Here is a 22433-nt window from a genome sequence, read left to right as displayed (position 1 = left end):
GTTATTATGCGTTGTTATCTCTCACAGATAGCTTAACAACGAAATGCAGGCGACAATAGTCGCCAGAATCATAATGGGGAGAGACGATGGCGATTTGGGTTGATGCGGACGCGTGTCCGAATGTGATTAAAGAGATTTTATTTCGTGCTGCCGAGCGCGTGCAGATGCCGCTGACGCTGGTGGCGAACCAGAATATCCGCGTGCCGCCCTCCAGATACATCCGTTCTCTGCGCGTTCCGGCCGGGTTTGACGTGGCGGATAACGAGATAGTACGCCTGTGTGATGCAGGAGATCTGGTGATCACCGCGGATATCCCGCTGGCTGCCGATGTACTGGCGAAAGGGGCGGCGGCGCTGAACCCGCGCGGAGAACGCTATTCGCCGGCAACGATCCGCGAGAAGCTCACCATGCGTGATTTTATGGATACGCTTCGTTCCAGCGGCGTGCAAACCGGTGGACCGGACAGCCTGTCGCAGCGCGATCGCCAGCAGTTTGCCGCCGAGCTGGATAAATGGCTGCTGGAAGTGAAGCGCCGCCCGGCGTAGCCCACCTGCGGGCGGTTTTGTGGTACAGTGTGGCTTCCACAGGCTTGTCATTCCGTACCGCTTTGCAGTAAAGTTAGCGCAACATCTACTGCAATCATTTCTTTACAGCCTTCAGTTATCCGGCAGCAAGGGGAACACCTGGTTATGAACCCACCCATCTTTTTAGTTGGCCCTCGCGGCTGTGGGAAAACCACCGTTGGTCTGGAGCTGGCGCGTCTGTGCCAGAGTCAGTTTGTCGATACTGATCACTGGCTCCAGGAGAATGCCGGTAAGACCATCGCCGATATCGTAGAGGATGAGGGGTGGGAGAGCTTTCGTGCGCGTGAAACGGCCACGCTGGAAGCGGTGACCGCGCCGTCAACCGTGATTGCGACCGGTGGGGGCATTATTCTGGCGCCGTATAATCGCCAGTTTATGCGCGAAAAGGGTGTCGTGATCTACCTTTGTGCACCGGTCTCTACGCTGGTGGGGCGGCTGGAGGCGTTTCCGGAAGAGGGGCAGCGCCCGGCGCTGACCGCGAAACCGCTGAGTGAAGAGGTCAGCGACGTCCTTGCCGAACGCGATGCACTGTACCGCGAGGCGGCACACCACGTTGTGGATGCGTCGGCGTCACCCGAGAAAGTTGCGATTCAGATTATTACCGCCCTGCGTTTGGCTTGCGCCAGCTAACAGCCGTCTATACTCATAGCTCAGACATAAAAAAAGGATGAGCTATGCCAACCAGACCTCCCTATCCACGTGAAGCCCGCATCGTTACCGTTGAAAAAGGTAACGGCGATCAGACCGTAACCTGGTACCAGCTGCGTGCCGATCACCCTAAACCTGATTCGCTGATCAGCGAACATGAAACCGAACAGGAAGCGCTGGATGCGAAACGGCGCTATGAGGATCCTGAGAAGTCCTGACAGGAATCCGAATTCGTTACAACCGTGCCTGAATCACACTTTTAACTTATCGCTGATGTTAAGCAGCAGTTAATATTTAGTTATTACAGGTGGATTCGGAAAGGCCAGTCGATCTTTACATTACGATGTAGAGATCCCCTGCTACGCTTGGTGCTGTTTTGTTGAATAAATGAACAGTGCAGCGTAGTGAGCCTGTACCTGTGTGGCAGTTGTGGTAGTAACGGAAGGCGATCAAAATGAAGGCGACGTTGGCGATCCTCACGATTGGTGTGGTGCCTGTAAGCGAAGTATTACCGCTCTTAACCGAGCATGTCTCTGAACAACAAATTACGCATCTCAGTCTGTTAGGGAAGCTCAGTCGGGAAGAGGTCATGGAAGACTACGCGGTCGGAGAGGGGGAAGATCCCCTGGCAACGTTACTCAGTGACGGTAAACTGGCGCATGTGTCGCGCCAGAAAATCGAGCGCGCGCTACAGGGCGTGATCGAAGTGCTCGACAATCAGGACTATGACGTTATTTTGCTGATGAGCACGGCACCCGTTAAAGGGCTCAGCGCGCGTAATGCCATTCTGCTCGAACCGATGCGGATTATCCCCCCGCTGGTGGCCTCAATTGTTGATGGTCATCAGGTTGGGGTCATCGTTCCCGTTGAGGAACTGCTGGATAACCAGACGGTGAAGTGGGCTGCGCTGGAGCACACCCCGCTGTACGCGCTGGCAAACCCGTTCTGGGACAGCGAAGCGAAGCTGATTGCGGCCGGGCAGGAGTTGATCGACAGAGGGGCGGATGTCCTGATGCTCGACTGCCTGGGCTTCCATCAGCGGCATCGTGATTTACTGCAAAAGGCGCTGGATGTTCCGGTGCTGCTCTCTAACGTCCTGATGGCGCGCCTGGCGTCAGAATTACTGGTGTAATGATTTTGCGTGACAGGTCATGAGCATGGCCCCTATAGTGGATTTTTCTCTATAAATATAAGGACCAGTTCATGCTTCAAAGTAACGAATACTTTTCCGGTAAAGTGAAATCCATTGGTTTTACCAGCAGCAGCACTGGCCGCGCCAGTGTCGGCGTCATGGCGGAAGGGGAATACACCTTTGGCACCGCAGAAGCGGAAGAGATGACGGTGGTCAGCGGCGCGCTGAACGTCCTGCTGCCGGGTGAAACGGAGTGGAAAGTCTATAGTGCCGGGCAGGTCTTCAACGTGCCGGGCCACAGCGAGTTCCATTTACAGGTTGCAGAGCCAACCTCTTATCTGTGCCGCTATCTGAAATAAAAGCATGCCGGGTGGCGCATTCGCTTACCCGGCCTACGTTTTGCCTGTCAGCGCTGCGCTTCGCCGCCGAGACCTTCCACCAGGTTCTGAATCAGCGCCGCCAGCTCGCCGGTCATCAGGATAAAGTCTGCGTCAAAGCGCTGAGCATAATCTTCGCGGTCGATATCTTCGTTCTGATCGCGCAGTTCATCACAGAACTTAAGGCGCTTCACGGAGCCGTCATCACACATCACAAACTGAATGCGCTGCTGCCAGTCGAGTGCCAGTTTGGTCACCACTTTGCCCGCTTCAATATGCACGGCGATTTCGTCGCTCACCAGATCCTGTTTCTTCGCGCGGATCACGCCGCCATCTTCCAGCAGCGCTTTCAGCTCTGCTTCATCAAGGATCTGGAAGCCCTGCGCGGCAGTCCCGCTGCGCACCCACTCGGTCAGGGTCAGCTCAATCGGCGTTTCCAGCGCCAGCGGTACCACCGGTAATGAGCCAAGGCTCTTACGCAGCAGCGCCAGGGTATCTTCCGCTTTTTTGGCGCTGGCGCAGTCCACCATGATCAGCCCGTTAACGGTGTCGATCCACATCATGGTCTGGCTAAAGCGGCTAAAGGCGCGCGGCAGCAGCGAGTGCAGCACTTCATCCTTCAGCGAATCTTTTTCGGTTTTTTTAAGCTTACGGCCCTGTTCAGCTTCCAGCTTGAAGATCTTCGCTTCGAGCGCTTGCTTAACCACGGGCGTCGGCAGGATCTTCTCTTCTTTACGGGCGCAAACGATGATTTGCCCCGTGCTGCTGGCGTGGGTCAGCGCATCGCTTTGAGAACCCATTGGCGGAACCCAGCCGGTTTTTGCCATATCCTGGCTACCGCAAGGGGTAAAGGAGTAAGCGGCTAACTGTTTTTCCATCTCTTCTGCACGCAGCGAAACGTCGCGGCTGAGACGGTAAACCATCAAATTTTTGAACCACAGCATGATAATTTCCACGGCCTTGTCGTTAAATCAGCGGGCATGATAACGAATTGTCGCATCGCTTGCATTGCTAATCGGGAAGCGGGCTTCTACTCTGTTGATAATCAAAATAATGAGGAGTGTCTTGTGCGTATTGGGATTGATTTGGGCGGCACCAAAACAGAAGTCATTGCGCTGAGCGAGCAGGGGGAGCAACTGTTTCGCCACCGTCTGCCTACGCCGCGCGATGATTATCGCCAGACCATAGAGACGATTGCCCGCCTGGTCGATATGGCAGAGCAGGCAACGGGCGAGACGGGCACGGTCGGGATGGGGATCCCCGGCTCCATTTCGCCGTATACCGGCGTGGTGAAAAACGCCAACTCCACCTGGCTCAACGGTCAGCCGTTTGATAAAGACTTAAGCCAACGCCTGAACCGGGAGGTGCGTCTGGCGAATGACGCTAACTGCCTGGCGGTCTCTGAGGCCGTGGATGGCGCAGCAGCTGGCGCGCAGACCGTATTTGCGGTCATTATCGGCACCGGCTGCGGAGCGGGCGTGGCTATCGGCGGGCGTTCGCATATTGGCGGCAACGGCACCGCGGGCGAGTGGGGGCACAACCCGCTGCCGTGGATGGACGAAGATGAACTCAAATACCGCGCCGAAGTGCCGTGCTACTGCGGCAAGCAGGGCTGTATTGAGACCTTTATTTCCGGTACGGGGTTTGCCACCGATTATCATCGTCTGAGCGGTCAGCCGCTGAAAGGTAACGAGATTATGCGTCTGGTTGAGGAGCAGGATCCGGTGGCTGAACTGGCGCTCAGCCGCTACGAAATGCGGCTGGCTAAGTCACTGGCGCATGTGATCAATATCCTCGATCCGGACGTGATTGTGCTGGGCGGCGGCATGAGCAACGTCGACCGGCTGTACGCCACGGTGCCAACGCTGGTGAAACAGTGGGTATTTGGCGGCGAGTGCGAAACGCCGATCCGCAAAGCCGTCCACGGTGACTCCAGCGGCGTACGCGGCGCGGCGTGGCTCTGGCCGGAATAAACGCAAGCCGTTTTTGATGTTTGTAGCCTCTCCCCGTGGGGAGAGGCTACCCCAGTAATTTGAAAGCAAAAGCTATAACGTTGCCTCAGAATAACTGAGGGCTTTCAGCGATGCCTCGGTCCGGCTGTAAATCGCTGAGGCGTTTCCTGTAGGCCGGGGCGAGGCGCAGGGATGCGCCGAGAGGGCGGGCTTTACAGGGATGTTACCTCCGCCCGTCCCCGATAAGCCGGAAGGAATAAGCCGAAGGCACCGCGAAGCGGCGATTTTCCGCCGGAAGCCCGGGTCGCCAGGGTGGTGGCGACTGAGCCACCCTGGCACGTTCACCGGTCATGTCGTGACAGAGTAGCAAGGAACATAAAGTGAACGGAATGACCACCAGAGCCGTATGTTCCCCCTCACCCCAGCCCTCTCCCTCAAGGGAGAGGGGGCCGTCTGTGCAGGCATTATTTTGTGGGGAACCCTCAGCCTCGTGGGAGAGGGCCAGGGTGAGGGCACCAGAGCGCACCATCCCCCCATTTACTGCACCGCAAACTCCCTGTCCAGTCTGCTATATCCCAGCCCGTTGATCTTCTTCACTTTGATCTGCACCGGAATACGCTCTTTCATTGCCTCTACGTGGCTGATCACGCCAATGGTTTTCCCGGTGGCGTTCAGCGCGTCGAGCGCGTCCAGCGCGGTGTCCAGCGTTTCGCTGTCGAGCGTGCCGAATCCTTCATCCAGGAACAGCGAGTCAATGCGCGTTTTGTGACTGACCAGATCGGAAAGCGCTAAAGCCAGCGCCAGACTGACCAGGAAGCTCTCCCCGCCGGACAGGGTACGGGTATCGCGTACCGCATCGGCCTGCCAGGTATCGACCACTTCCAGCTCCAGCGCGTCGCTGGCTTTACGCTGAAGCAGATAGCGGCCATGCAGACGGTTGAGCTGCTGGTTGGCAAGCCACACCAGATTATCCAGCGTCAGCCCCTGGGCGAATTTACGGAATTTATCGCCGGTGCTGGAGCCTATCAGCGCGTTGAGATAGCCCCAGTCGTCGGCCTGACGCGCCGCCTCCTCAATCTGATGCATAAGCGCTTGCTGGTGCAGACGGTTATCGGCGTCCTGTTTGAGCTGCTGGCGGATCTCCCCCTGATGCGTGGTGTTGTCCCGAAGCTGTTGCGCCAGCTGGTGTAACTGCGCCTGAAGCGTTGCGGCATCGGTTTCCAGCCCCTCGGGGCGCTGTGCCTGATGCGCCTGAAGCTGCTGGCTTGCCTGCACCGAAAGCGCCGTGGCCTGCTGGAGCTGGTTTTCCAGCGTCTGCTTTTGTTGTTCAAGCTGGCGGATCGACGCTTCATCCAGCAGGGCGGAGAGAAATGCCTCCCGATCGGCAAAGCAGCTCGCGGTCAGCGCGGCGTTGAACTGAGCCTGTGATTGCTGGAGCCGTTCACGCTCAAGCGTCTCCTGCTGCTGTAGGGTGGTGAGCTGGCTTTGCAGCGACACGCATTCGTCGTGGATGCCGCGCCAGTTCTCAGGAATAACCGCGTCGGCTTCTGCATCATCGGTAACCGGCAGCGTCTCCAGGATGGGCATCAGGGCGTTAATACGTTCCTGAATCGTACCGTGCTGGGCCTGTTTTTCCTGCCACAGGGTATATTCGCTTTCGCGCGAGCTCAGCCAGGCGCTTTCAGCCCCTTCATCGGGCACGTTAAGCGACAGAGATTGTAACGAGGCCGCCAGCGCCTGACGCGTCGCCGTCAGCTGCTGCTGGTACTGGCGCGCCTGACCTTCCTGTTCATTGAGCTGGTTTTGCAGCGTCAGACGCTGGCTGAGCTGATACAACTGGCGTTCATACTGTTCCTGTTCGCTCATCCAGGGGGCAATATCATCCTGAATATTCAGCGCTATGTTCAGGGAGGCGCAGACCTCCAGCCACTCTTTAGTGAGTGCTTGCTCTTCCTCAGAGAGAGTCTGTGCTTCCTCTGTCTCGCGCTGGATCTGCTGGGTCAGCGCATTCACCTGCCCGAGCACCAGCAATCCTTCCTCTTTTAGCGCGGCAACCTCTTTCTCCAGCGCGTCGCGGCGGCGCTGATTGTCAGTCAGTTCAAGCGCCTGATATTGCACAACTGCCGGGTGTTCGCGTGAACCGCAGAGCGGGCAAGGCTTACCCGCTTCGAGCTGCGCACGATAGTTCTCAAGATCCTTGATTGTCGCCTCACGCTCACAGAGCGCTTTCAGGTCGGCATAGTGCTGATTTTTCTCTTTGAACTGCTGACGCCGCAGGATCAGCGTTTCATTGAGCTTACTCTGCTCAGCCTGCGCTTTCTGCACGCTTTCCGCATTCTGGCGCAGCCGTTTTTGCAGCGGCTGATAGCGAGCGTGAAGCGCTGTCAGACGCTGGCGGAGCGCCCGCGATTGTGCCTGTTGCTCCATTGCCGTCGCGAGATCCTCAGCCGTCAGCGTCAACGTACTTTCAGGCATCTCAGCCAGCTTCTGACGAAGCTCAGCAATGCGCGCTGACTGGGCAACAAGCTGATTTTTATCGCGATTCAGCTGCGTAAAATGCGCCCGCCAGCCGGCAATTTCCTGCCCCCACTGACGGAAACGATCGTGTTCGGTCAGCCACTGCGTCAGTACCGTATGCTCTGCCTGCAACTGTTCACGGTTGCGCAGCGCACCGTTGCGAATACGCGAGCGCTGCGCCGCTCTGTCGAGTAAGCGAGTATTTACTTCAACAATTCGCTCTGTTGTCTGCGCCAGGCGGGTGGTCTGCTCCTGCTGATACTCCCATAGCGGACGTAGCTGGGCGGCGGGCTGCGCCAGCTGGAGTTTCGCCAGTTGGGGCGCGGCGTCCGTCAGAGCCTGTTGCGCCTGCTGCTGCGAAGCGGCTGCACGCTGCTGCTCACGTATCAGTTCGTCGTTACGCGTAAGCCACTGAAAATCTTTCTGTTGGCTTTGCTGCTGTGCCAGCAGGACTTTTTCTTCGTCAGTAAGTGCCTGCAAACTTTGCTGCAAGTGTTGCTGCTGTTCCTCGCTCAGCAGCACAACCCCTGCGGCCTGCGCTTCGCACACCTCCAGCGCGTTACGTGCCGCTTTGTGTTTTTCAAAAACCATGGCGGAAATCTGGCCGTAAATTTCCGTGCCGGTCAGTTCCTCCAGCAGCTCTGCGCGATCGCTCGGTTTAGCATTCAGGAAGGCGGCAAACTGCCCCTGAGAGAGCAGCATCGAGCGGGTAAAGCGACCATAGTCCAGCCCGGTGAGTGTGGCGGTTTGTTCCAGCTTATCCGTGACTTTGTCGGCCAGAATTTTGCCGTCTTCGCAGCGGGCCAGCTCTACGCGCGGTGCCTGTAAGTTCCCGTCCGGCTGGTTGCGGGCGCGGTTCTGGCTCCAGAAAGCGCGATAAGCAACGCCTTTGACCTCAAATTCCACTTCCGCCAGGCATTCGGCGGTATCGCGCGTCATCAGGTCGTTTTGTGCCTGAGAGACCTTATTAAGACGCGGCGTTTCGTGGTACAGCGCCAGGCAGATGGCATCCAGCAGCGTGGTTTTACCCGCGCCGGTTGCGCCGGTGATGGCAAACAGTCCGTTGCTGGCGAACGGCTCCGCGGTGAAATCAATTTTCCACTCACCCTTCAGCGAATTCAGATTTTTCAGACGCAGGCTCAGAATTTTCATGCGTTTTCGTCCTCGTCATGGAGGGAATGCAGGGTCTGGGCAAACAGCTCGTTAAGCCTGGTGCGTCTGGCCTCGTCCACCTCTTCATGCGCAAGCCGCCGCGCGAACACCTCTTCAACCCGAAGTTCGCTAAGCGTTTCACGCTGGGCGTTGAGCAGAATTTTCTCGCGCTGCTCGCGGCTGCGGCGTACCAGCAGCACTTCCACGGGAAGGTCTTCCGTCAGCGTCTGAATTTTACGCTGCATATCGTACAGGTACTCGTCGGTGGCGATTTCGATATCGAGCCAGACGGGGGGAATAAGCGCTGCGCCGCGCCACTGCTCAAGCTGAGCGGTAATGGCGGCCAGATCGCCTTTCAGCACCGCCAGCGGCTGGGTGACTGGCACCTCAAGCGTCTCAACGGCGCTGAGTTTGCCCCCGGTGAAGCTCACCAGATGCACGGATTTGGCTTTGCCCGTTTCGTCAAAACTGAGCGAAATGGGCGAGCCGCAGTAGCGGATATGCTCGCAGCCGCCGATGATCTGCGCCCGGTGAATATGCCCGAGGGCAATGTAGTCGGCGGGGGGGAAGTTTTGCGCCGGAAACGCGTCCAGCGTACCGATATAGATCTCGCGCACCGCATCACTCTTACTGGCTCCGACGGTGGTGAGGTGTCCGGTGGCAATGATCGGAATGGCTTGATCGCCGCGCAGGGCGCAGGCTTCCGTATGCTGCTGGTGATAATAGCGGGTGATGGCCTGCAACAGATGCTGCTGTTTTTCGCTGCCGGACAGACCAGCCTGGCTTTGTACGATATCGCGCGGGCGTAAAAACGGGATTGGGCACAGCACCGCGCCCGGCGTGCCGTCGCGTTTTTTCAGGATCTGCGGCGCGTGTCCGGCGCTGGCCACCACGGTGGTATTGAGGAACGCCAGAATATCGCGGGATTCATTCAGCGTCGCCACCGAGTCATGGTTTCCGGCGACAATCACCAGGTGACAACCGGTTTGCTGGAGGTTGACCACAAAACGGTTGTACAGCTCACGCGCATAGCTCGGCGGCGATCCGGTATCAAAAATGTCGCCCGCCACAATAATCGCGTCCACCTCGTGAGCCTGAGCCGTCTCCAGCAGCCAGTTCAGGAACGCTTCATGTTCCGCGGCGCGGCTTTTGCTGTAAAAATTTTGACCCAGGTGCCAGTCTGAGGTGTGAAGTATGCGCATAAAAGATCCGTGGCCATAATAAGAAAGCAGGATTATAAACGTTCGGTGAAGGGAAAATAACCGCTGTAATAAAACAACAGTTTGCCATTTATAGTGGTAATGTTTTTCATAAATCTGTCATAAATCTGACGCATAATGACGCCGCATTACAGACTTGTAACTTAAATACGATAAGACAGGGCAAAGTATGGCGAGACGTATTCTGGTCGTAGAAGATGAAGCTCCGATCCGTGAAATGGTGTGCTTCGTGCTTGAACAAAATGGCTTCCAGCCGGTTGAAGCGGAAGATTATGACAGCGCGGTGAACCAGCTGAATGAACCCTGGCCCGATCTGATCCTGCTGGACTGGATGCTGCCTGGCGGTTCCGGATTGCAGTTTATCAAGCATATCAAACGCGAGGCGATGACCCGCGATATCCCGGTGGTAATGCTGACGGCGCGCGGCGAGGAAGAGGATCGCGTGCGCGGTCTGGAAACCGGCGCGGACGATTACATCACTAAACCGTTCTCCCCGAAAGAGCTGGTGGCGCGTATTAAAGCCGTGATGCGCCGTATTTCACCGATGGCGGTGGAAGAGGTGATTGAGATGCAGGGGCTGAGCCTGGATCCTACCTCACACCGGGTCATGACCGGTGAAAATCCCCTCGATATGGGACCGACCGAATTTAAGCTCCTGCACTTCTTTATGACCCACCCGGAGCGCGTTTACAGCCGCGAACAGTTGCTGAATAACGTCTGGGGAACTAACGTCTATGTCGAAGACCGAACGGTTGACGTCCATATTCGCCGCCTGCGTAAAGCACTGGAACTGAGCGGCCACGATCGCATGGTACAGACGGTCCGCGGCACGGGTTATCGCTTCTCGACCCGTTTCTGAACAATGACAGGAGTGTGACGCGTGCTGGAACGTCTGTCATGGAAAAGGCTCGTCTTTGAACTGATCTTATGCTGTATTCCTGCCCTCATTCTGGGGGCTATCTTTGGCTATCTGCCGTGGTTTTTACTGGTGGCCGTGACGGGATTGCTCGTCTGGCATTTCTGGAATTTACTGCGTCTCTCCTGGTGGCTGTGGGTCGACAGAAGTATGACCCCCCCGCCGGGAAGCGGGAGCTGGGAACCGCTACTCTACGGCCTGCACCAGATGCAGATGCGTAACAAAAAGCGCCGTCGTGAGCTGGGAAGCCTGATCAAACGCTTTCGTAGCGGTGCGGAGTCGCTGCCGGACGCGGTGATCCTGACGACAGAAGAAGGGACAATCTTCTGGTGTAATGGCCTCGCGCAACAGCTGCTGGGCCTGCGCTGGCCGGATGATAATGGTCAGAACATCCTGAACCTTCTGCGTTATCCCGAGTTCACGCTGTATCTGAAAAAGCGGGATTTTTCGCGCCCGCACAATCTGAAGCTCAATAACGGTCGCCATCTGGAAATCCGCGTGATGCCCTACAGCGATCGGCAGTGGCTGATGGTGGCGCGGGACGTTACCCAGATGCACCAGCTTGAGGGCGCGAGACGTAACTTCTTTGCCAACGTCAGCCACGAGCTGCGTACGCCGTTGACGGTGCTTCAGGGCTACCTGGAGATGATGCAGGAGCAAACGCTTGAGGGGGCGCCGCGTGAGAAAGCACTGCATACCATGCGGGAGCAGACGTTCCGCATGGAAGGGCTGGTCAAACAGCTGCTGACGCTTTCAAAGATTGAGGCTGCCCCGTCGCTGGCGCTAAACGACATCATTGATGTGCCGATGATGTTGCGGGTGGTGGAGCGCGAAGCCCAAACGCTGAGTCATAATCAGCACACCCTGAGTTTTGACGTTGATAACACGCTGAAAGTGCTCGGCAGTGAAGATGAGCTGCGAAGCGCTATCTCAAACCTGGTCTATAACGCCGTGAATCATACCCCGAAAGGGACGCATATCGCGGTGTGCTGGCAGCATACCCCGGCGGGCGCTGAGTTTAGCGTCGAGGACAACGGGCCGGGGATTGGGCCCGAGCACCTCCCGCGTCTCACCGAACGATTCTACCGGGTGGATAAGGCGCGCTCGCGGCAGACCGGCGGGAGCGGACTGGGACTGGCAATTGTGAAGCATGCCGTCAGCCACCACGAAAGCCGGCTCAATATCGAAAGCACCCTGGGTAAGGGCACGCGCTTTAGCTTCGTGATTCCGGAACGATTAATTGCCAAAAAAAGCGCCTGACGGCAGATGTGTCAGGCTACCTTTCCACGGGCCAGCGATTGCTGGCCCGTTTGCTTTGCAGTCAAGCGAAACGCGGATGAATATTATACGGCTGGTGCTTTTTTGTTCGCATGATTAGCCATGAGTTTTTCTTATACATGGCATATTATTTTGGTCTGAATTTTCATGCTGGCATATTGTTCTGGTTTTACGATCCCTTCTTGCCTTTAAACGTTATAAGCGTTTAAATTGCCCCCCATATACTGTCAGACCGACTGTATTTGCGTGGTAAATCGAAAAACTCTTCTTCGCCACGCCAGGACGGGAGCATATCCCGCTGAAATTGAGCAAATTTTCCGCTGTATCGTCCCGTGAGGGATGGCGAAAATCTCAACGTATTCAACACCACATCCACAGGCAGTAAGGTTTTATGACCCATCACTTGAAATCGCGTGACATTATCGCGCTGGGCTTTATGACATTTGCGCTGTTCGTTGGCGCAGGTAACATCATTTTTCCTCCAATGGTTGGCTTACAGGCGGGTGAACACGTCTGGACGGCTGCGTTTGGCTTCCTGCTTACTGCCGTGGGCCTGCCGGTACTGACCGTTATCGCGCTGGCGAAAGTCGGTGGCGGTGTGGACAGCCTCAGCACCCCGATTGGCAAAGTGGCTGGCGTTCTGCTGGCAACCGTCTGCTATCTGGCCGTTGGCCCGCTGTTCGCGACCCCGCGTACGGCGACCGTCTCCTTTGAAGTGGGTATCGCCCCGCTGACCGGTGACGGCGCGATGCCGCTGTTTATTTACAGCCTCATTTACTTCGCCATCGTGATTCTGGTTTCTCTCTATCCCGGCAAACTGCTGGATACCGTGGGTAACTTCCTGGCTCCGCTGAAAATTGTGGCGCTGATCGTGCTGGCGGTTGCGGCCATCGTCTGGCCTGCGGGGCCCATCAGCTCCGCGATGAACGCTTATCAGAACGCGGCGTTCTCAAACGGTTTCGTGAACGGCTATCTGACAATGGATACGCTGGGTGCGATGGTGTTTGGTATCGTTATCGTTAACGCCGCGCGTTCCCGCGGGGTGACCGAAGCGCGCCTGCTGACTCGCTACACCATCTGGGCTGGCCTGATGGCCGGTGTCGGCCTGACGCTGCTGTATCTGGCGCTGTTCCGTCTGGGTTCAGATAGCGCAACGCTGGTCGATCAGAGCGCAAACGGCGCGGCGATCCTGCATGCTTACGTGCAGCATACCTTTGGTGGTGCAGGCAGCATGCTGCTGGCGGCGCTGATTTTCCTGGCTTGTCTGGTGACGGCGGTGGGTCTGACCTGCGCCTGCGCGGAGTTCTTCGCCCAGTATCTGCCGCTCTCTTACCGTACGCTGGTGTTTATCCTCGGCATCTTCTCCATGGCGGTGTCAAACCTCGGTCTGAGCCACCTGATTCAGGTGTCAATTCCGGTGCTGACGGCGATCTATCCGCCATGTATCGTGCTGGTGGTGCTGAGCTTCACCCGCCCGTGGTGGCATAACTCGACGCGAATTATTGCGCCGGCCATGTTTATCAGCCTGATTTTTGGTATCCTAGACGGGATCAAAGCATCAGCATTTGCAGAAATCCTGCCAGCCTGGACACAGCGTCTGCCGCTGTCCGAGCAGGGCCTGGCCTGGCTGATGCCTTCCGTTGTAGCGCTGGTTCTGGCGATTATCTGGGACCGTGCGGCAGGGCGTCAGGTGACATCCAACGCCCATTAATCAACGGCAACAAATTGTTTAACCACGGGGCTTAAGGCCCCGTGGTTTTTTGTTTTTTTCGTGTTGAATGGCAAGATTTTAATGGAAAGCACTAACAAACTTAAACGTGGATTGAGCACCCGCCACATCCGCTTTATGGCGCTGGGCTCGGCTATCGGCACCGGTCTTTTTTATGGCTCGGCAGATGCCATCAAAATGGCCGGTCCAAGCGTTCTGCTGGCCTACATCATCGGCGGCGTGGCGGCCTATATCATCATGCGTGCGCTGGGGGAGATGTCGGTTCACAACCCCTCTGCCAGTTCCTTCTCCCGCTACGCACAAGAAAACTTAGGCCCGCTGGCCGGGTTTATCACCGGCTGGACCTACTGCTTTGAAATCCTGATTGTCGCCATTGCCGATGTGACGGCGTTTGGCATCTATATGGGGGTCTGGTTCCCCGCCGTGCCGCACTGGATCTGGGTACTGAGCGTGGTGCTGATCATCTGCGCCGTCAACCTGATGAGCGTGAAGGTGTTTGGCGAGCTGGAGTTCTGGTTCTCCTTCTTCAAGGTCGCGACCATTATTATCATGATCCTCGCCGGTTTCGGCATCATCATCTGGGGTATCGGCAACGGTGGGCAGCCAACCGGCATCCATAACCTGTGGAGCAACGGCGGCTTCTTCAGCAACGGCTGGCTCGGGATGGTCATGTCGCTCCAGATGGTCATGTTCGCCTACGGCGGTATTGAGATTATCGGCATCACCGCCGGGGAAGCGAAAGATCCGGAGAAGTCCATTCCGCGCGCCATCAACTCGGTGCCGATGCGTATCCTGGTGTTCTACGTGGGCACGCTGTTTGTGATTATGTCCATCTACCCGTGGAACCAGGTGGGTACCAACGGCAGCCCGTTTGTCCTGACTTTCCAGCATATGGGCATTGCGTTTGCCGCCAGCATTCTCAACTTTGTGGTACTGACCGCCTCGCTGTCGGCCATCAACAGTGACGTGTTCGGCGTGGGTCGTATGCTGCATGGCATGGCGGAGCAGGGCAGTGCGCCGAAGGTGTTTGCCAAAACGTCGCGTCGCGGCACCCCGTGGGTAACGGTGCTGGTCATGACCGTGGCGCTGCTGTTCTCGGTCTACCTGAACTACATCATGCCGGAGAACGTCTTCCTGGTGATTGCGTCGCTGGCGACCTTCGCCACCGTATGGGTGTGGATCATGATCCTGCTGTCGCAGATTGCGTTCCGCCGCCGTCTGTCGCCGGAAGAGGCCAAAGCGCTGAAGTTTAAAGTGCCGGGCGGCGTGCCAACGACCATTGTCGGCCTCATCTTCCTGGTCTTCATCATTGGCCTGATTGGTTATCACCCGGGTACCCGAATCTCCCTGTACGTGGGCTTCGCGTGGATCGTCCTGCTGCTGGTGGGCTGGATGTTTAAATGTCGCCGCGATCGTCAGCTGGCGGAAGCACAGTAAGGTAAAAATGCCGGGTGGCGCTGCGCTTACCCGGCCTACACTCCCTTTTGCCCTGGAAAAAATCTCCTCCTCCGTTCTCCTCCCCCAATAATCCCGAACACGATGAGCTATCTTTAATCACCCTGTGGCAAGGTGACGTCAATTTCATCAAAGGGGATTCGTGATGTTAAACGCCTGGCACCTTCCGGTTGCCCCATTTGTTAAGCAAAACAAAGACAACCTTGTGATTACGCTCTGGCTGGCAGGGGACAATCAGCCTGAACGTGTGACCCTGCGCGCCGAAGTGGATAACGAAGAAACGTCGCTGAAAATGCACAAAGTGCGCAGCCAGCCGCAGCCGGGCGTCACGGCGTGGCGGGCAAATATCGATTTGCGCAGCGGGCAGCCGCGTCGCCGCTACGGCTTCAAGCTGCTGTGGAACAACCGGCAGCTGTGGTTTACCCCGCAGGGCTTCAGCCGTTTTCCTCCGGCCCGGCTGGAGCAGTTTGCCGTGGATCACCCGGATAACGGCCCGCAGTGGGTTAACGATCAGGTCTTTTACCAGATTTTCCCGGACCGCTTTGCGCGCAGCGAAAAGCGCACCGCCGATCAGGATAAGGTTTATTACCATCATGCGGTCGGTCACGACATCATTCTGAAAAAATGGGACGAGCCGCTGACCGCCCAGGCGGGGGGATCGACCTTTTACGGCGGCGATCTCGACGGTATCAGCGAAAAACTGCCGTACCTGAAAACGCTCGGCGTGACGGCGCTGTACCTGAACCCGGTGTTTAAAGCGCCAAGCGTGCACAAATACGATACGCAGGACTACCGCCACGTTGACGAGCAGTTTGGCGGTGACGAGGCGCTGCTGCGGCTGCGGCACAACACGCAAAAAGAAGGTATGCGCCTGATCCTTGATGGCGTGTTCAATCACAGCGGTGATTCTCACGCGTGGTTTGACCGTCATAATCAGTCGATGGGCGGGGCGTGTCATAACCCGGATTCGCCGCAGCGCGACTGGTACAGCTTTAACGAGGAGGGGCGCGCGCTGGACTGGCTGGGCTACCCGAGCCTGCCGAAGCTGGATTTCCAGTCGCCCTCTCTGGTGAACGAGATTTACGGCGGCGACGACAGCATCGTGCGCCACTGGCTGAAAGCGCCGTGGAACATGGACGGCTGGCGACTGGACGTGGTGCATATGCTGGGTGAAGCAGGCGGGGCGCGGAATAACCTTCAGCATGTCGCCGCCATTACCCGGTCGGCAAAAGCGGCCCGCTCGGAAGCATTCGTCTTCGGGGAGCACTTTGGCGACGCGCGGCAGTGGTTGCAGGCTGATGCAGAAGACGCGGCGATGAACTATCGCGGCTTCACCTTCCCGCTGTGGGGTTTCCTCGCTAACACCGATATCTCTTACGATCCGCAGCATATCGACGCCGAAACCTGCATGGCGTGGATGGAAAACTATCGCGCTGGCCTGTCGCATCAGCAGCAGCTGCGGATGTTTAACCAGCTCGACAGCCATGATACCGCGCGCTTTAAATCATTGCTGGGTAAAGATGTGGCGCGTCTGCCGCTGGCGGTGACCTGGCTCTTTACCTGGCCGGGCGTACCCTGCATCTACTATGGCGATGAAGTGGGGCTGGAGGGGAATAACGATCCGTTCTGCCGTAAAACCTTCCCGTGGGAGAGTGAAAAACAGGATCAGGATCTGTTCAGCCTGTACCAGCGTATGGCGACGCTGCGCAGGCAGAGTCAGGCCCTGCGCTACGGGGGCTGTCAGGTGATGTACGCCCACGATAACGTAGTGGTGTTTGTCCGCGTCTATAACCAGCAGCGCGTGCTGGTGGCGATCAACCGGGGCGAGGCGTGTGAAGTGGTGCTGGAAGATTCACCACTGCTGGCCGGTAAAACGTGGAAGAGCAAAGAGGGTAAAGCGACGTTCCAGGAGAGCGTGCTCACGCTGCCGGCGATCTCCGCTGCGGTCTGGTTCGGCAGCTAAGCGCAGGCAGAATGGTTTTCACCTTTTAAGATGGCGCAAATGCAACGATTTGTGTCAATCTTAGCGGATCGTTTACGGTGAAGGTGGAAACATGGACGAGCTTTACATCCTTGGCTGTTTGTTCCTGGTTTTTGCGCTGGTCGTGGCACCCGTGCTCGCGGTGATAGGCTTTAACCGAAGCACGGCGGCGCGGCAGGAGATCGCCCGGCTTCGCCAGCGCATTGAGGCGCTTGAGCAGCGCGGTGTCGCTGAGAAAGCGCCGGAGCCGGTGCAGACCGCCGCGCCGGTGGAGACGCCAGCGCCGGTGCCAGAAGCCGTTACCGCACCTGTCGATCCCTGGCGTCCCGAACCGTCCGTCACTGAAGCGGAACCTGCGCCTGTACCGGCGGCAAAACGGCCTTCCGCCTTTGGCGGCATCCTGTCCTCGCTGACGCGCTGGTTTATGCAGGGCAATCCGCTGGCAAAACTGGGGATTGTACTGCTCTTCCTCGGCCTCTCTTTCCTGCTGCGCTATACCGTTGAACATTCACTGTTTCCGCTTGAGCTGCGTCTTGCCGCCACGGCGCTGTTTGCCATGGTTCTGCTGGCCGTGGGATGGCGGCTGCGGCACAGGCAGCGGATCTACGCGCTGATCCTCCAGGGCGGTGCGACCGGCGTGCTTTATCTGACCGTCTTTGGCGCATTCCGGCTGTGGCAAATGCTACCGATGACGCTGGCGTTTGCGCTGCTGGTGGTGATTTGCGCGGCGAGCGTCGGGCTGGCCGTGCTGCAAAAGGCGCTAAGCCTTGCCATGCTGGCGAGCCTCGGCGGATATCTTGCGCCGCTGCTCCTGTCTACCGGGGGCGGTAGCTTTGTGGCGCTGTTCTCCTTCTATCTCCTGTTATCCATCGGCATTCTCGTCATCAGCATCTGGCAACACTGGCGCGAGCTCAACCTGCTCGGGCTGCTCTTCACGTTTGGCGTTGGCGGGGTATGGGGGCTGAGCGACTACCAGCCTGAAGACTATGTTATCTGTCAGCTGTTCCTGATTGCCAATACGCTTATTTTTGGCGTGTTCAGCGTGGCGCTGTCGCTGCGGGCGCAGGAAAAAGGCAAACAGATTATTGACGGCGTACTGCTGTTTGCACCGCCGCTGATTGGTTTTGGGATGCAGTACGGCATGACGTCTCACTGGACGTACGGCCCGGCGCTCAGCGCGCTGGGCTATGGTGCGTTTTATCTCTCACTGGCGTTTCTCGCACTGCGACGCTATCCGTCTGTCGGGCGGCCACTGGTTATGGCGGCGCTGGCGATCGGCGGCGGGTTTGCCACGCTTGCCATACCGCTGGCGCTTTCAGCGCGCTGGACGGCGATGGCCTGGGCGCTGGAAGGGCTGGGTATTCTCTGGCTGGGCGTGCAACAGCAGCAGCGGCGCATGAGCTATAGCGGGACGGCGCTGCTGGTGCTGGCGCTCGGCAGCGCGATATGGGCGCAGATGGACGGCGTTACCTCGCTGAGCCTGCTGCTTATTTTCGCAGTGCTCAGTCTTTGCTGGCTGGCTGCGGCCTGGCTGTGGCAGAAAATCGCGCGGCCGGGCAGTTGGGCACTGCTGGCCGGTGGGCTGCTGTTCTGGTTAGTGGCGCTGCTGGGCGCATCGCAGCTGTTCCTGAAGCAGGAGTTATCGGTTCTGGCAGGCGTAATGGCGCTGACGGCGGCGTCGGCCTGGGGATGGCGGCAGGCTGCCGCTCGTCTGGCGTGGCGGGAGCTGGATGCCAGCAAATGGCTGCTGTGGCCGGTGATGCTGCTGATGGTGCTGTATCAGATCTGGCAACAGCAAATCCTGGCGGCCGGCTGGGCAAATCTGGCCTGGGCTATTGCGCTGCCTGCCGCCCTGATGCTGCTGCGGCGCGACGAAGATAAACGTCTGCCGCGCATCTCAATGGGGCTGCATCTGTCGCTGGTGTGGATGATTTTACTCGCTATAGCCGCCGAGCTTTACTGGTTTGCCCGCTCCCTGCCGTGGGGCATGGCGGCCTGGGGAAGCGGCATTGCGATGGCTGTCGGCGGTGGGGTGATTATGGCGCTCTCCGCGGCCGTACGGCGTCGCGGGTGGCCGTTCCGGGTATGGCCTGCGCTCTACGCCTGCCTTGCCGCGATCCCTGTGGTTGTGGCGCTGGTAGTATTGCTGGTCGTGACTAATTTGCAGGACGGTGTGGTCTATCGACAGACCTGGCTGCCGCTGGTGAACCCGCTTGAGGAAGGGGCGGCGTTCGCGCTGCTGGGGCTGGTGGTGTTTTATCGGGAAGTGGATCGCTACTATCCGGCATCGCTTGCGCAGTCCCGCCCGTGGCCCGCCGTTGCGCTGATGGCGCTTGGCTTCTGGTGGCTTAACGGCGCACTGCTGCGCGCGCTGGCGTGGTACGGCGAGGTGGCCTGGAATTGGGAGTCGTTGTGGCATTCGCGGCTTATCCAGACCACCTTTGCCCTGTTCTGGATGTTCTGCGCGCTGGTGGTCATGATCCGCGCCACCCGTCAGGCCTCCCGTCAGCAGTGGCTTGGCGGTGCGGCGCTGCTGGGGGTGGTGATGCTCAAACTGATGCTGGTGGACAGCGCGGGCGGTGGCGGCCTGGCGCGCGCCGTCGCGTTTATTGGCGTGGCGATCCTGGTCCTGATTGTGGGCTATTTCTCGCCGCTACCGCCTAAAGCAGGAGAAGAAAAATGAAATGGATGAACGCGGTTGTTTGTGCGGCACTGCTGGCTGTGGCCGGTCCGTCATTCAGCGAGGGCGCGCCAGCGGAATCCCCGCGGGATTATGCCTATGGCCTGTCCCTTGATACCTCTGCCTCTTCGCCGTGGTATCGGGTCATGCTGCCGCTGGCGGTTTATCAGCAGAGCACATCGCCCGATCTGCGCGACGTGCGCGTGTTTAATCAGTCGGGCGAGCCGGTACCGTTCAGCCTGGTTACCACGACGCGTCCGCAGCCGGCACCGACCACCACGGCGCTGCGCCTCTTTGCGCTTAACGCCTCGCCGGGCGGGGAAGAGGGCAGCGGTGATAAAATTATGCTACGGGCCAGAAACGGCGTGGAAATTGTGCTGGAAGGGCAACACGCGGCGGCTGCCGGACAGCACTATCTGCTGACCCTGCCGGAAAACGCGTCGGAGATTCCGCTTTCTCAGCTCCAGCTTTTCTGGGACACGCCGCAGGGTTCGTGGCAGGGGACGGCATCGGTCTATTACAGCGAGGATCTGAAAAACTGGTATACCCTGCGTGAAGAGATGCCCCTGCTGGACGTAATGAGTGGACAGGATCGCCTGAAGCTCGACCGCATCGATACCGATCTGGTGTTATCGCCTGAGGCGAATCGCTATCTGCTGCTGGTGCTGAACACGGGGCGTTCTGCCCTGACGTTAACCGGCGTCAACGCGATTAACGCGCCTGCGCAGCCGGAATCTGAGCACATTAGCCTGGCGGGAGAGGGGGAGCGGTTATCCGAAAGCGAAGCCGTGTGGCGCTGGAAACATCCGCAGCCTCTGAGTGCGATCGGCTTTATGCTGAATGGCGACGGCGTTCTCCCGGCAGAAATAGCCTGGCGGGAGGCGGATAAGGATCGGTGGCATACGCTGAAAAAAGAGGTGATCTACCAGCTCGGCGGCAAAACTTCTGAACCTGTTCCGCTCCCGGGCGGGCTGGTCGAGGCGGTGAAAATTAAGACCCTCAATGCGCGACTGCCTGAGAACCTGCCTGGCGTAACCGGGCAACGCGTGCGCTACGATCTGGTGTTCAACGCGCAGGGGAAGGGGCCGTACCTGCTCGCGTGGGGGAACGGGGCTGCGAAACCGGCGAGCGTGGAGACGGATATGCTGATCCCGACCGAACTGCGTAAAACCTACGATCTGGCAGCCCTGCCGGTGGCGGATACGCTGGAACCTGTCCCGCTGGGTGGCGAGGCGCGTTTAACCGCGACGTCTGCGGCTGATCAGGAAAGCAGAATGAAAACGCTGATGGTCTGGGGCGTACTGATTGCGGGGGTGATGGTGCTTGCGGGTATGGCATGGCGCATCTGGCGCGAGGTAAAAAAAGACGGCGCAGCATAAGCCATAAAAAAACCCGCGTATTCGCGGGTTTTTTCGTAAACCGTGCCGATTACAGGCTGGATACGTTCTCGGACAGGTATTTAGCTACGCCGTCTGGGGAAGCCGCCATACCTTCTTTACCTTTTTCCCACTGAGCCGGGCACACTTCACCGTGCTCTTCGTGGAACTGGAGCGCGTCAACCATGCGCAGCATTTCGTCGATGTTACGACCCAGCGGCAGATCGTTGACAACCTGGTGACGAACGATGCCGTTTGCGTCGATCAGGAAAGAACCACGCAGTGCAACGCCAGCGTCCGGATGTTCGATACCGTAAGCCTGCTGGATTTCGCGTTTGATGTCCGCAACCATCGCGTATTTCACCGCACCGATGCCGCCGTTTTCGACAGGGGTGTTACGCCATGCGTTGTGTACAAATTCAGAGTCGAAGGAGACGCCAACCACTTCCACGCCACGCTTCTGGAATTCTTCGTAACGTTTGTCGAACGCGATCAGCTCAGACGGGCAAACGAAAGTGAAGTCCATTGGCCAGAAGAACAGAACGGTCGCTTTACCGTTGGTGTGCTGTTTGAAGTTGAAGTTTTCAACGATTTCACCATTGCCCAGAACGGCGGCAGCTGTAAAATCCGGAGCCGGACGAGTTACCAGAACCATATGATTCTCCTGTAGATACTAAGGTTATTTGGAACGCAACGCGGGCCAGTATAGAGGCAGTACGGGAATAAGACAAAGAGGTGGTAACAATCGTTCCACCAGCTTTTACCTATCAATCGAACCGACTTCACAGTTCTTTATTTTTCGCCTGCGTCATCATACGCGGGTAGAACTGCCAGAAGCGGGTTTCCAGCGCATCATAATGTTCATCCAGGTCATGCCATGAGTCGCGCAGCGCGTCCAGACGCGGTCGACGGCTCGCCATACCGTTCAGGACGTTCTGAATGAAATCCATCTCGCGGTATCGCTCCAGCCAGCGTTCAGACCAGAGATAGTTATTCAGATTCACAAAGCGCGGCGGGGAGTCCGGCAAAATGATCGACACCTGCGCATGGGCGTAGCGCACAAACTCAGGCAGCGACATATCAGGCGACAGCCGGGACCAGTGGCGCGACAGGAAATGATCCCACATGACGTCGAGCGTGATCGGCGCAACGCGGCGCGTTTCAGGGCGAAACCACGCTTTGGCTTCCGTGACCTCTGGCAGGTTATCGGTCAGCACGTCGATGCGACGGTGCATAAAAATCCCGTCGACAACCTCCGGGGAGTACGCTTCCGCGGGGTTGCCGCGCACGAAATCGGCCAGCAAATTGCCGGAGAGGGAGCTGTCCGCGAGATGAGCGAGATGCAGGTGAGCGAGAAAATTCATGCGTTTTCGTTGTCCGGTGGCGGCTAGTTGTTGCAGCAAAAGGGTGTGAGCACTAGACTATGCCGCCTGTTT

Annotated in this window: 18 protein-coding genes; 13 read left to right on the top strand and 5 right to left on the bottom strand. The window is 58.0% G+C overall.

The window, feature by feature from the left end; all coding sequences use genetic code 11:
• Positions 1-86: 86 nt before the first annotated feature.
• The 5 genes from ACNQ0W_RS18730 to ppnP all read left to right on the top strand — a co-directional run bounded on the left by ACNQ0W_RS18730 (position 87) and on the right by ppnP (position 2723).
• A complete protein-coding gene (locus ACNQ0W_RS18730) occupies positions 87-545 on the top strand; it encodes a YaiI/YqxD family protein (protein ID WP_003859141.1) in 459 nt (152 codons plus the stop codon).
• Positions 546-689: 144 nt separating this feature from the next.
• Positions 690-1214: a shikimate kinase AroL gene (aroL, locus tag ACNQ0W_RS18725; protein ID WP_017383154.1), complete on the top strand. Its 525-nt coding sequence runs from the start codon at positions 690-692 to the stop codon at positions 1212-1214.
• Between the two features lie 44 nt (positions 1215-1258).
• Positions 1259-1450: a protein YaiA gene (gene yaiA / locus ACNQ0W_RS18720; RefSeq protein WP_003859135.1), complete on the top strand. Its 192-nt coding sequence runs from the start codon at positions 1259-1261 to the stop codon at positions 1448-1450.
• A 236-nt stretch (positions 1451-1686) separates the two neighbouring features.
• The gene (locus ACNQ0W_RS18715; protein ID WP_003859133.1) at positions 1687-2364 is read left to right on the top strand and encodes an AroM family protein; all 678 of its coding nucleotides are present in this window, start codon (positions 1687-1689) and stop codon (positions 2362-2364) included.
• A gap of 71 nt (positions 2365-2435) precedes the next feature.
• A complete protein-coding gene (gene ppnP, locus ACNQ0W_RS18710; protein WP_003859131.1) occupies positions 2436-2723 on the top strand; it encodes a pyrimidine/purine nucleoside phosphorylase in 288 nt (95 codons plus the stop codon).
• Between the two features lie 47 nt (positions 2724-2770).
• On the opposite strand, the gene rdgC is transcribed toward ppnP, so the two are convergent.
• Entirely contained in the window at positions 2771-3685 is a 915-nt protein-coding gene (gene rdgC, locus ACNQ0W_RS18705; protein ID WP_006809928.1) for a recombination-associated protein RdgC, read from the bottom strand.
• Between the two features lie 123 nt (positions 3686-3808).
• On the opposite strand from rdgC, the gene mak reads away from it, so the two are divergent.
• On the top strand, positions 3809-4714 hold the full coding sequence (gene mak / locus ACNQ0W_RS18700) for a fructokinase (protein ID WP_062933731.1): 906 nt from the start codon (positions 3809-3811) through the stop codon (positions 4712-4714).
• A gap of 516 nt (positions 4715-5230) precedes the next feature.
• Here the strand turns inward: mak and sbcC are convergent.
• Together sbcC and sbcD are read right to left on the bottom strand one after the other, a co-directional pair.
• On the bottom strand, positions 5231-8362 hold the full coding sequence (gene sbcC, locus ACNQ0W_RS18695; RefSeq protein ID WP_116329809.1) for an exonuclease subunit SbcC: 3132 nt from the start codon (positions 8360-8362) through the stop codon (positions 5231-5233).
• Positions 8359-9564 (bottom strand): exonuclease subunit SbcD, encoded by a 1206-nt coding sequence (gene sbcD / locus ACNQ0W_RS18690; RefSeq protein ID WP_062933843.1) that lies wholly within the window; start codon positions 9562-9564, stop codon positions 8359-8361. Before sbcD ends, sbcC begins: the two co-directional genes overlap by 4 nt.
• Positions 9565-9751: 187 nt before the next feature.
• Between sbcD and phoB the strand changes: the two genes are divergently transcribed.
• The 7 genes from phoB (at position 9752) to ACNQ0W_RS18655 (ending at position 21000) form a co-directional block, all read left to right on the top strand.
• Positions 9752-10441, top strand: coding sequence for a phosphate response regulator transcription factor PhoB (gene phoB / locus ACNQ0W_RS18685; protein ID WP_003859122.1), 690 nt, complete (start codon positions 9752-9754; stop codon positions 10439-10441).
• A 21-nt stretch (positions 10442-10462) separates the two neighbouring features.
• The gene (phoR, locus tag ACNQ0W_RS18680) at positions 10463-11758 is read left to right on the top strand and encodes a phosphate regulon sensor histidine kinase PhoR (RefSeq protein ID WP_017383159.1); all 1296 of its coding nucleotides are present in this window, start codon (positions 10463-10465) and stop codon (positions 11756-11758) included.
• A gap of 409 nt (positions 11759-12167) precedes the next feature.
• A complete protein-coding gene (gene brnQ, locus ACNQ0W_RS18675) occupies positions 12168-13487 on the top strand; it encodes a branched-chain amino acid transporter carrier protein BrnQ (protein WP_062933842.1) in 1320 nt (439 codons plus the stop codon).
• Between the two features lie 81 nt (positions 13488-13568).
• Entirely contained in the window at positions 13569-14942 is a 1374-nt protein-coding gene (gene proY, locus ACNQ0W_RS18670) for a proline-specific permease ProY (protein ID WP_062933841.1), read from the top strand.
• Positions 14943-15105: 163 nt separating this feature from the next.
• Positions 15106-16923 (top strand): maltodextrin glucosidase, encoded by a 1818-nt coding sequence (gene malZ / locus ACNQ0W_RS18665; RefSeq protein WP_062933840.1) that lies wholly within the window; start codon positions 15106-15108, stop codon positions 16921-16923.
• Positions 16924-17014: 91 nt separating this feature from the next.
• Entirely contained in the window at positions 17015-19624 is a 2610-nt protein-coding gene (locus ACNQ0W_RS18660) for a DUF2339 domain-containing protein (RefSeq protein WP_062933839.1), read from the top strand.
• Complete coding sequence (locus tag ACNQ0W_RS18655) at positions 19621-21000, top strand: DUF3999 domain-containing protein (protein ID WP_062939333.1); 1380 nt, start codon at positions 19621-19623, stop codon at positions 20998-21000. Before ACNQ0W_RS18660 ends, ACNQ0W_RS18655 begins: the two co-directional genes overlap by 4 nt.
• A gap of 49 nt (positions 21001-21049) precedes the next feature.
• On the opposite strand, the gene ACNQ0W_RS18650 is transcribed toward ACNQ0W_RS18655, so the two are convergent.
• Both ACNQ0W_RS18650 and acpH read right to left on the bottom strand, forming a co-directional pair.
• On the bottom strand, positions 21050-21652 hold the full coding sequence (locus ACNQ0W_RS18650) for a peroxiredoxin C (RefSeq protein ID WP_003859113.1): 603 nt from the start codon (positions 21650-21652) through the stop codon (positions 21050-21052).
• A 127-nt stretch (positions 21653-21779) separates the two neighbouring features.
• Complete coding sequence (acpH, locus tag ACNQ0W_RS18645) at positions 21780-22361, bottom strand: ACP phosphodiesterase (RefSeq protein ID WP_015571305.1); 582 nt, start codon at positions 22359-22361, stop codon at positions 21780-21782.
• Positions 22362-22433 lie beyond the last annotated feature (72 nt).

This window comes from Enterobacter cloacae complex sp. 6730903, assembly GCF_048283985.1.
Lineage (GTDB): Bacteria > Pseudomonadota > Gammaproteobacteria > Enterobacterales > Enterobacteriaceae > Enterobacter > Enterobacter hormaechei_C.
The sequence above is the reverse complement of the archived record's forward strand: the minus strand, read 5'-3'. Positions and strand labels throughout refer to the sequence as shown.

Bases quoted from the DNA above. Each gene is read 5' to 3' on its own strand.
- ACNQ0W_RS18660 (WP_062933839.1), top strand. From the start codon at position 17,015: ATGGACGAGCTTTACATCCTTGGCTGTTTGTTCCTGGTTTTTGCGCTG.
- ppnP (WP_003859131.1), top strand. From the start codon at position 2,436: ATGCTTCAAAGTAACGAATACTTTTCCGGTAAAGTGAAATCCATTGGT.
- rdgC (WP_006809928.1), bottom strand. From the start codon at position 3,685: ATGCTGTGGTTCAAAAATTTGATGGTTTACCGTCTCAGCCGCGACGTT.
- acpH (WP_015571305.1), bottom strand. From the start codon at position 22,361: ATGAATTTTCTCGCTCACCTGCATCTCGCTCATCTCGCGGACAGCTCC.
- ACNQ0W_RS18650 (WP_003859113.1), bottom strand. From the start codon at position 21,652: ATGGTTCTGGTAACTCGTCCGGCTCCGGATTTTACAGCTGCCGCCGTT.
- ACNQ0W_RS18655 (WP_062939333.1), top strand. From the start codon at position 19,621: ATGAAATGGATGAACGCGGTTGTTTGTGCGGCACTGCTGGCTGTGGCC.
- ACNQ0W_RS18730 (WP_003859141.1), top strand. From the start codon at position 87: ATGGCGATTTGGGTTGATGCGGACGCGTGTCCGAATGTGATTAAAGAG.
- malZ (WP_062933840.1), top strand. From the start codon at position 15,106: ATGTTAAACGCCTGGCACCTTCCGGTTGCCCCATTTGTTAAGCAAAAC.
- phoB (WP_003859122.1), top strand. From the start codon at position 9,752: ATGGCGAGACGTATTCTGGTCGTAGAAGATGAAGCTCCGATCCGTGAA.
- ACNQ0W_RS18715 (WP_003859133.1), top strand. From the start codon at position 1,687: ATGAAGGCGACGTTGGCGATCCTCACGATTGGTGTGGTGCCTGTAAGC.
- proY (WP_062933841.1), top strand. From the start codon at position 13,569: ATGGAAAGCACTAACAAACTTAAACGTGGATTGAGCACCCGCCACATC.
- brnQ (WP_062933842.1), top strand. From the start codon at position 12,168: ATGACCCATCACTTGAAATCGCGTGACATTATCGCGCTGGGCTTTATG.
- sbcD (WP_062933843.1), bottom strand. From the start codon at position 9,564: ATGCGCATACTTCACACCTCAGACTGGCACCTGGGTCAAAATTTTTAC.
- aroL (WP_017383154.1), top strand. From the start codon at position 690: ATGAACCCACCCATCTTTTTAGTTGGCCCTCGCGGCTGTGGGAAAACC.
- sbcC (WP_116329809.1), bottom strand. From the start codon at position 8,362: ATGAAAATTCTGAGCCTGCGTCTGAAAAATCTGAATTCGCTGAAGGGT.
- yaiA (WP_003859135.1), top strand. From the start codon at position 1,259: ATGCCAACCAGACCTCCCTATCCACGTGAAGCCCGCATCGTTACCGTT.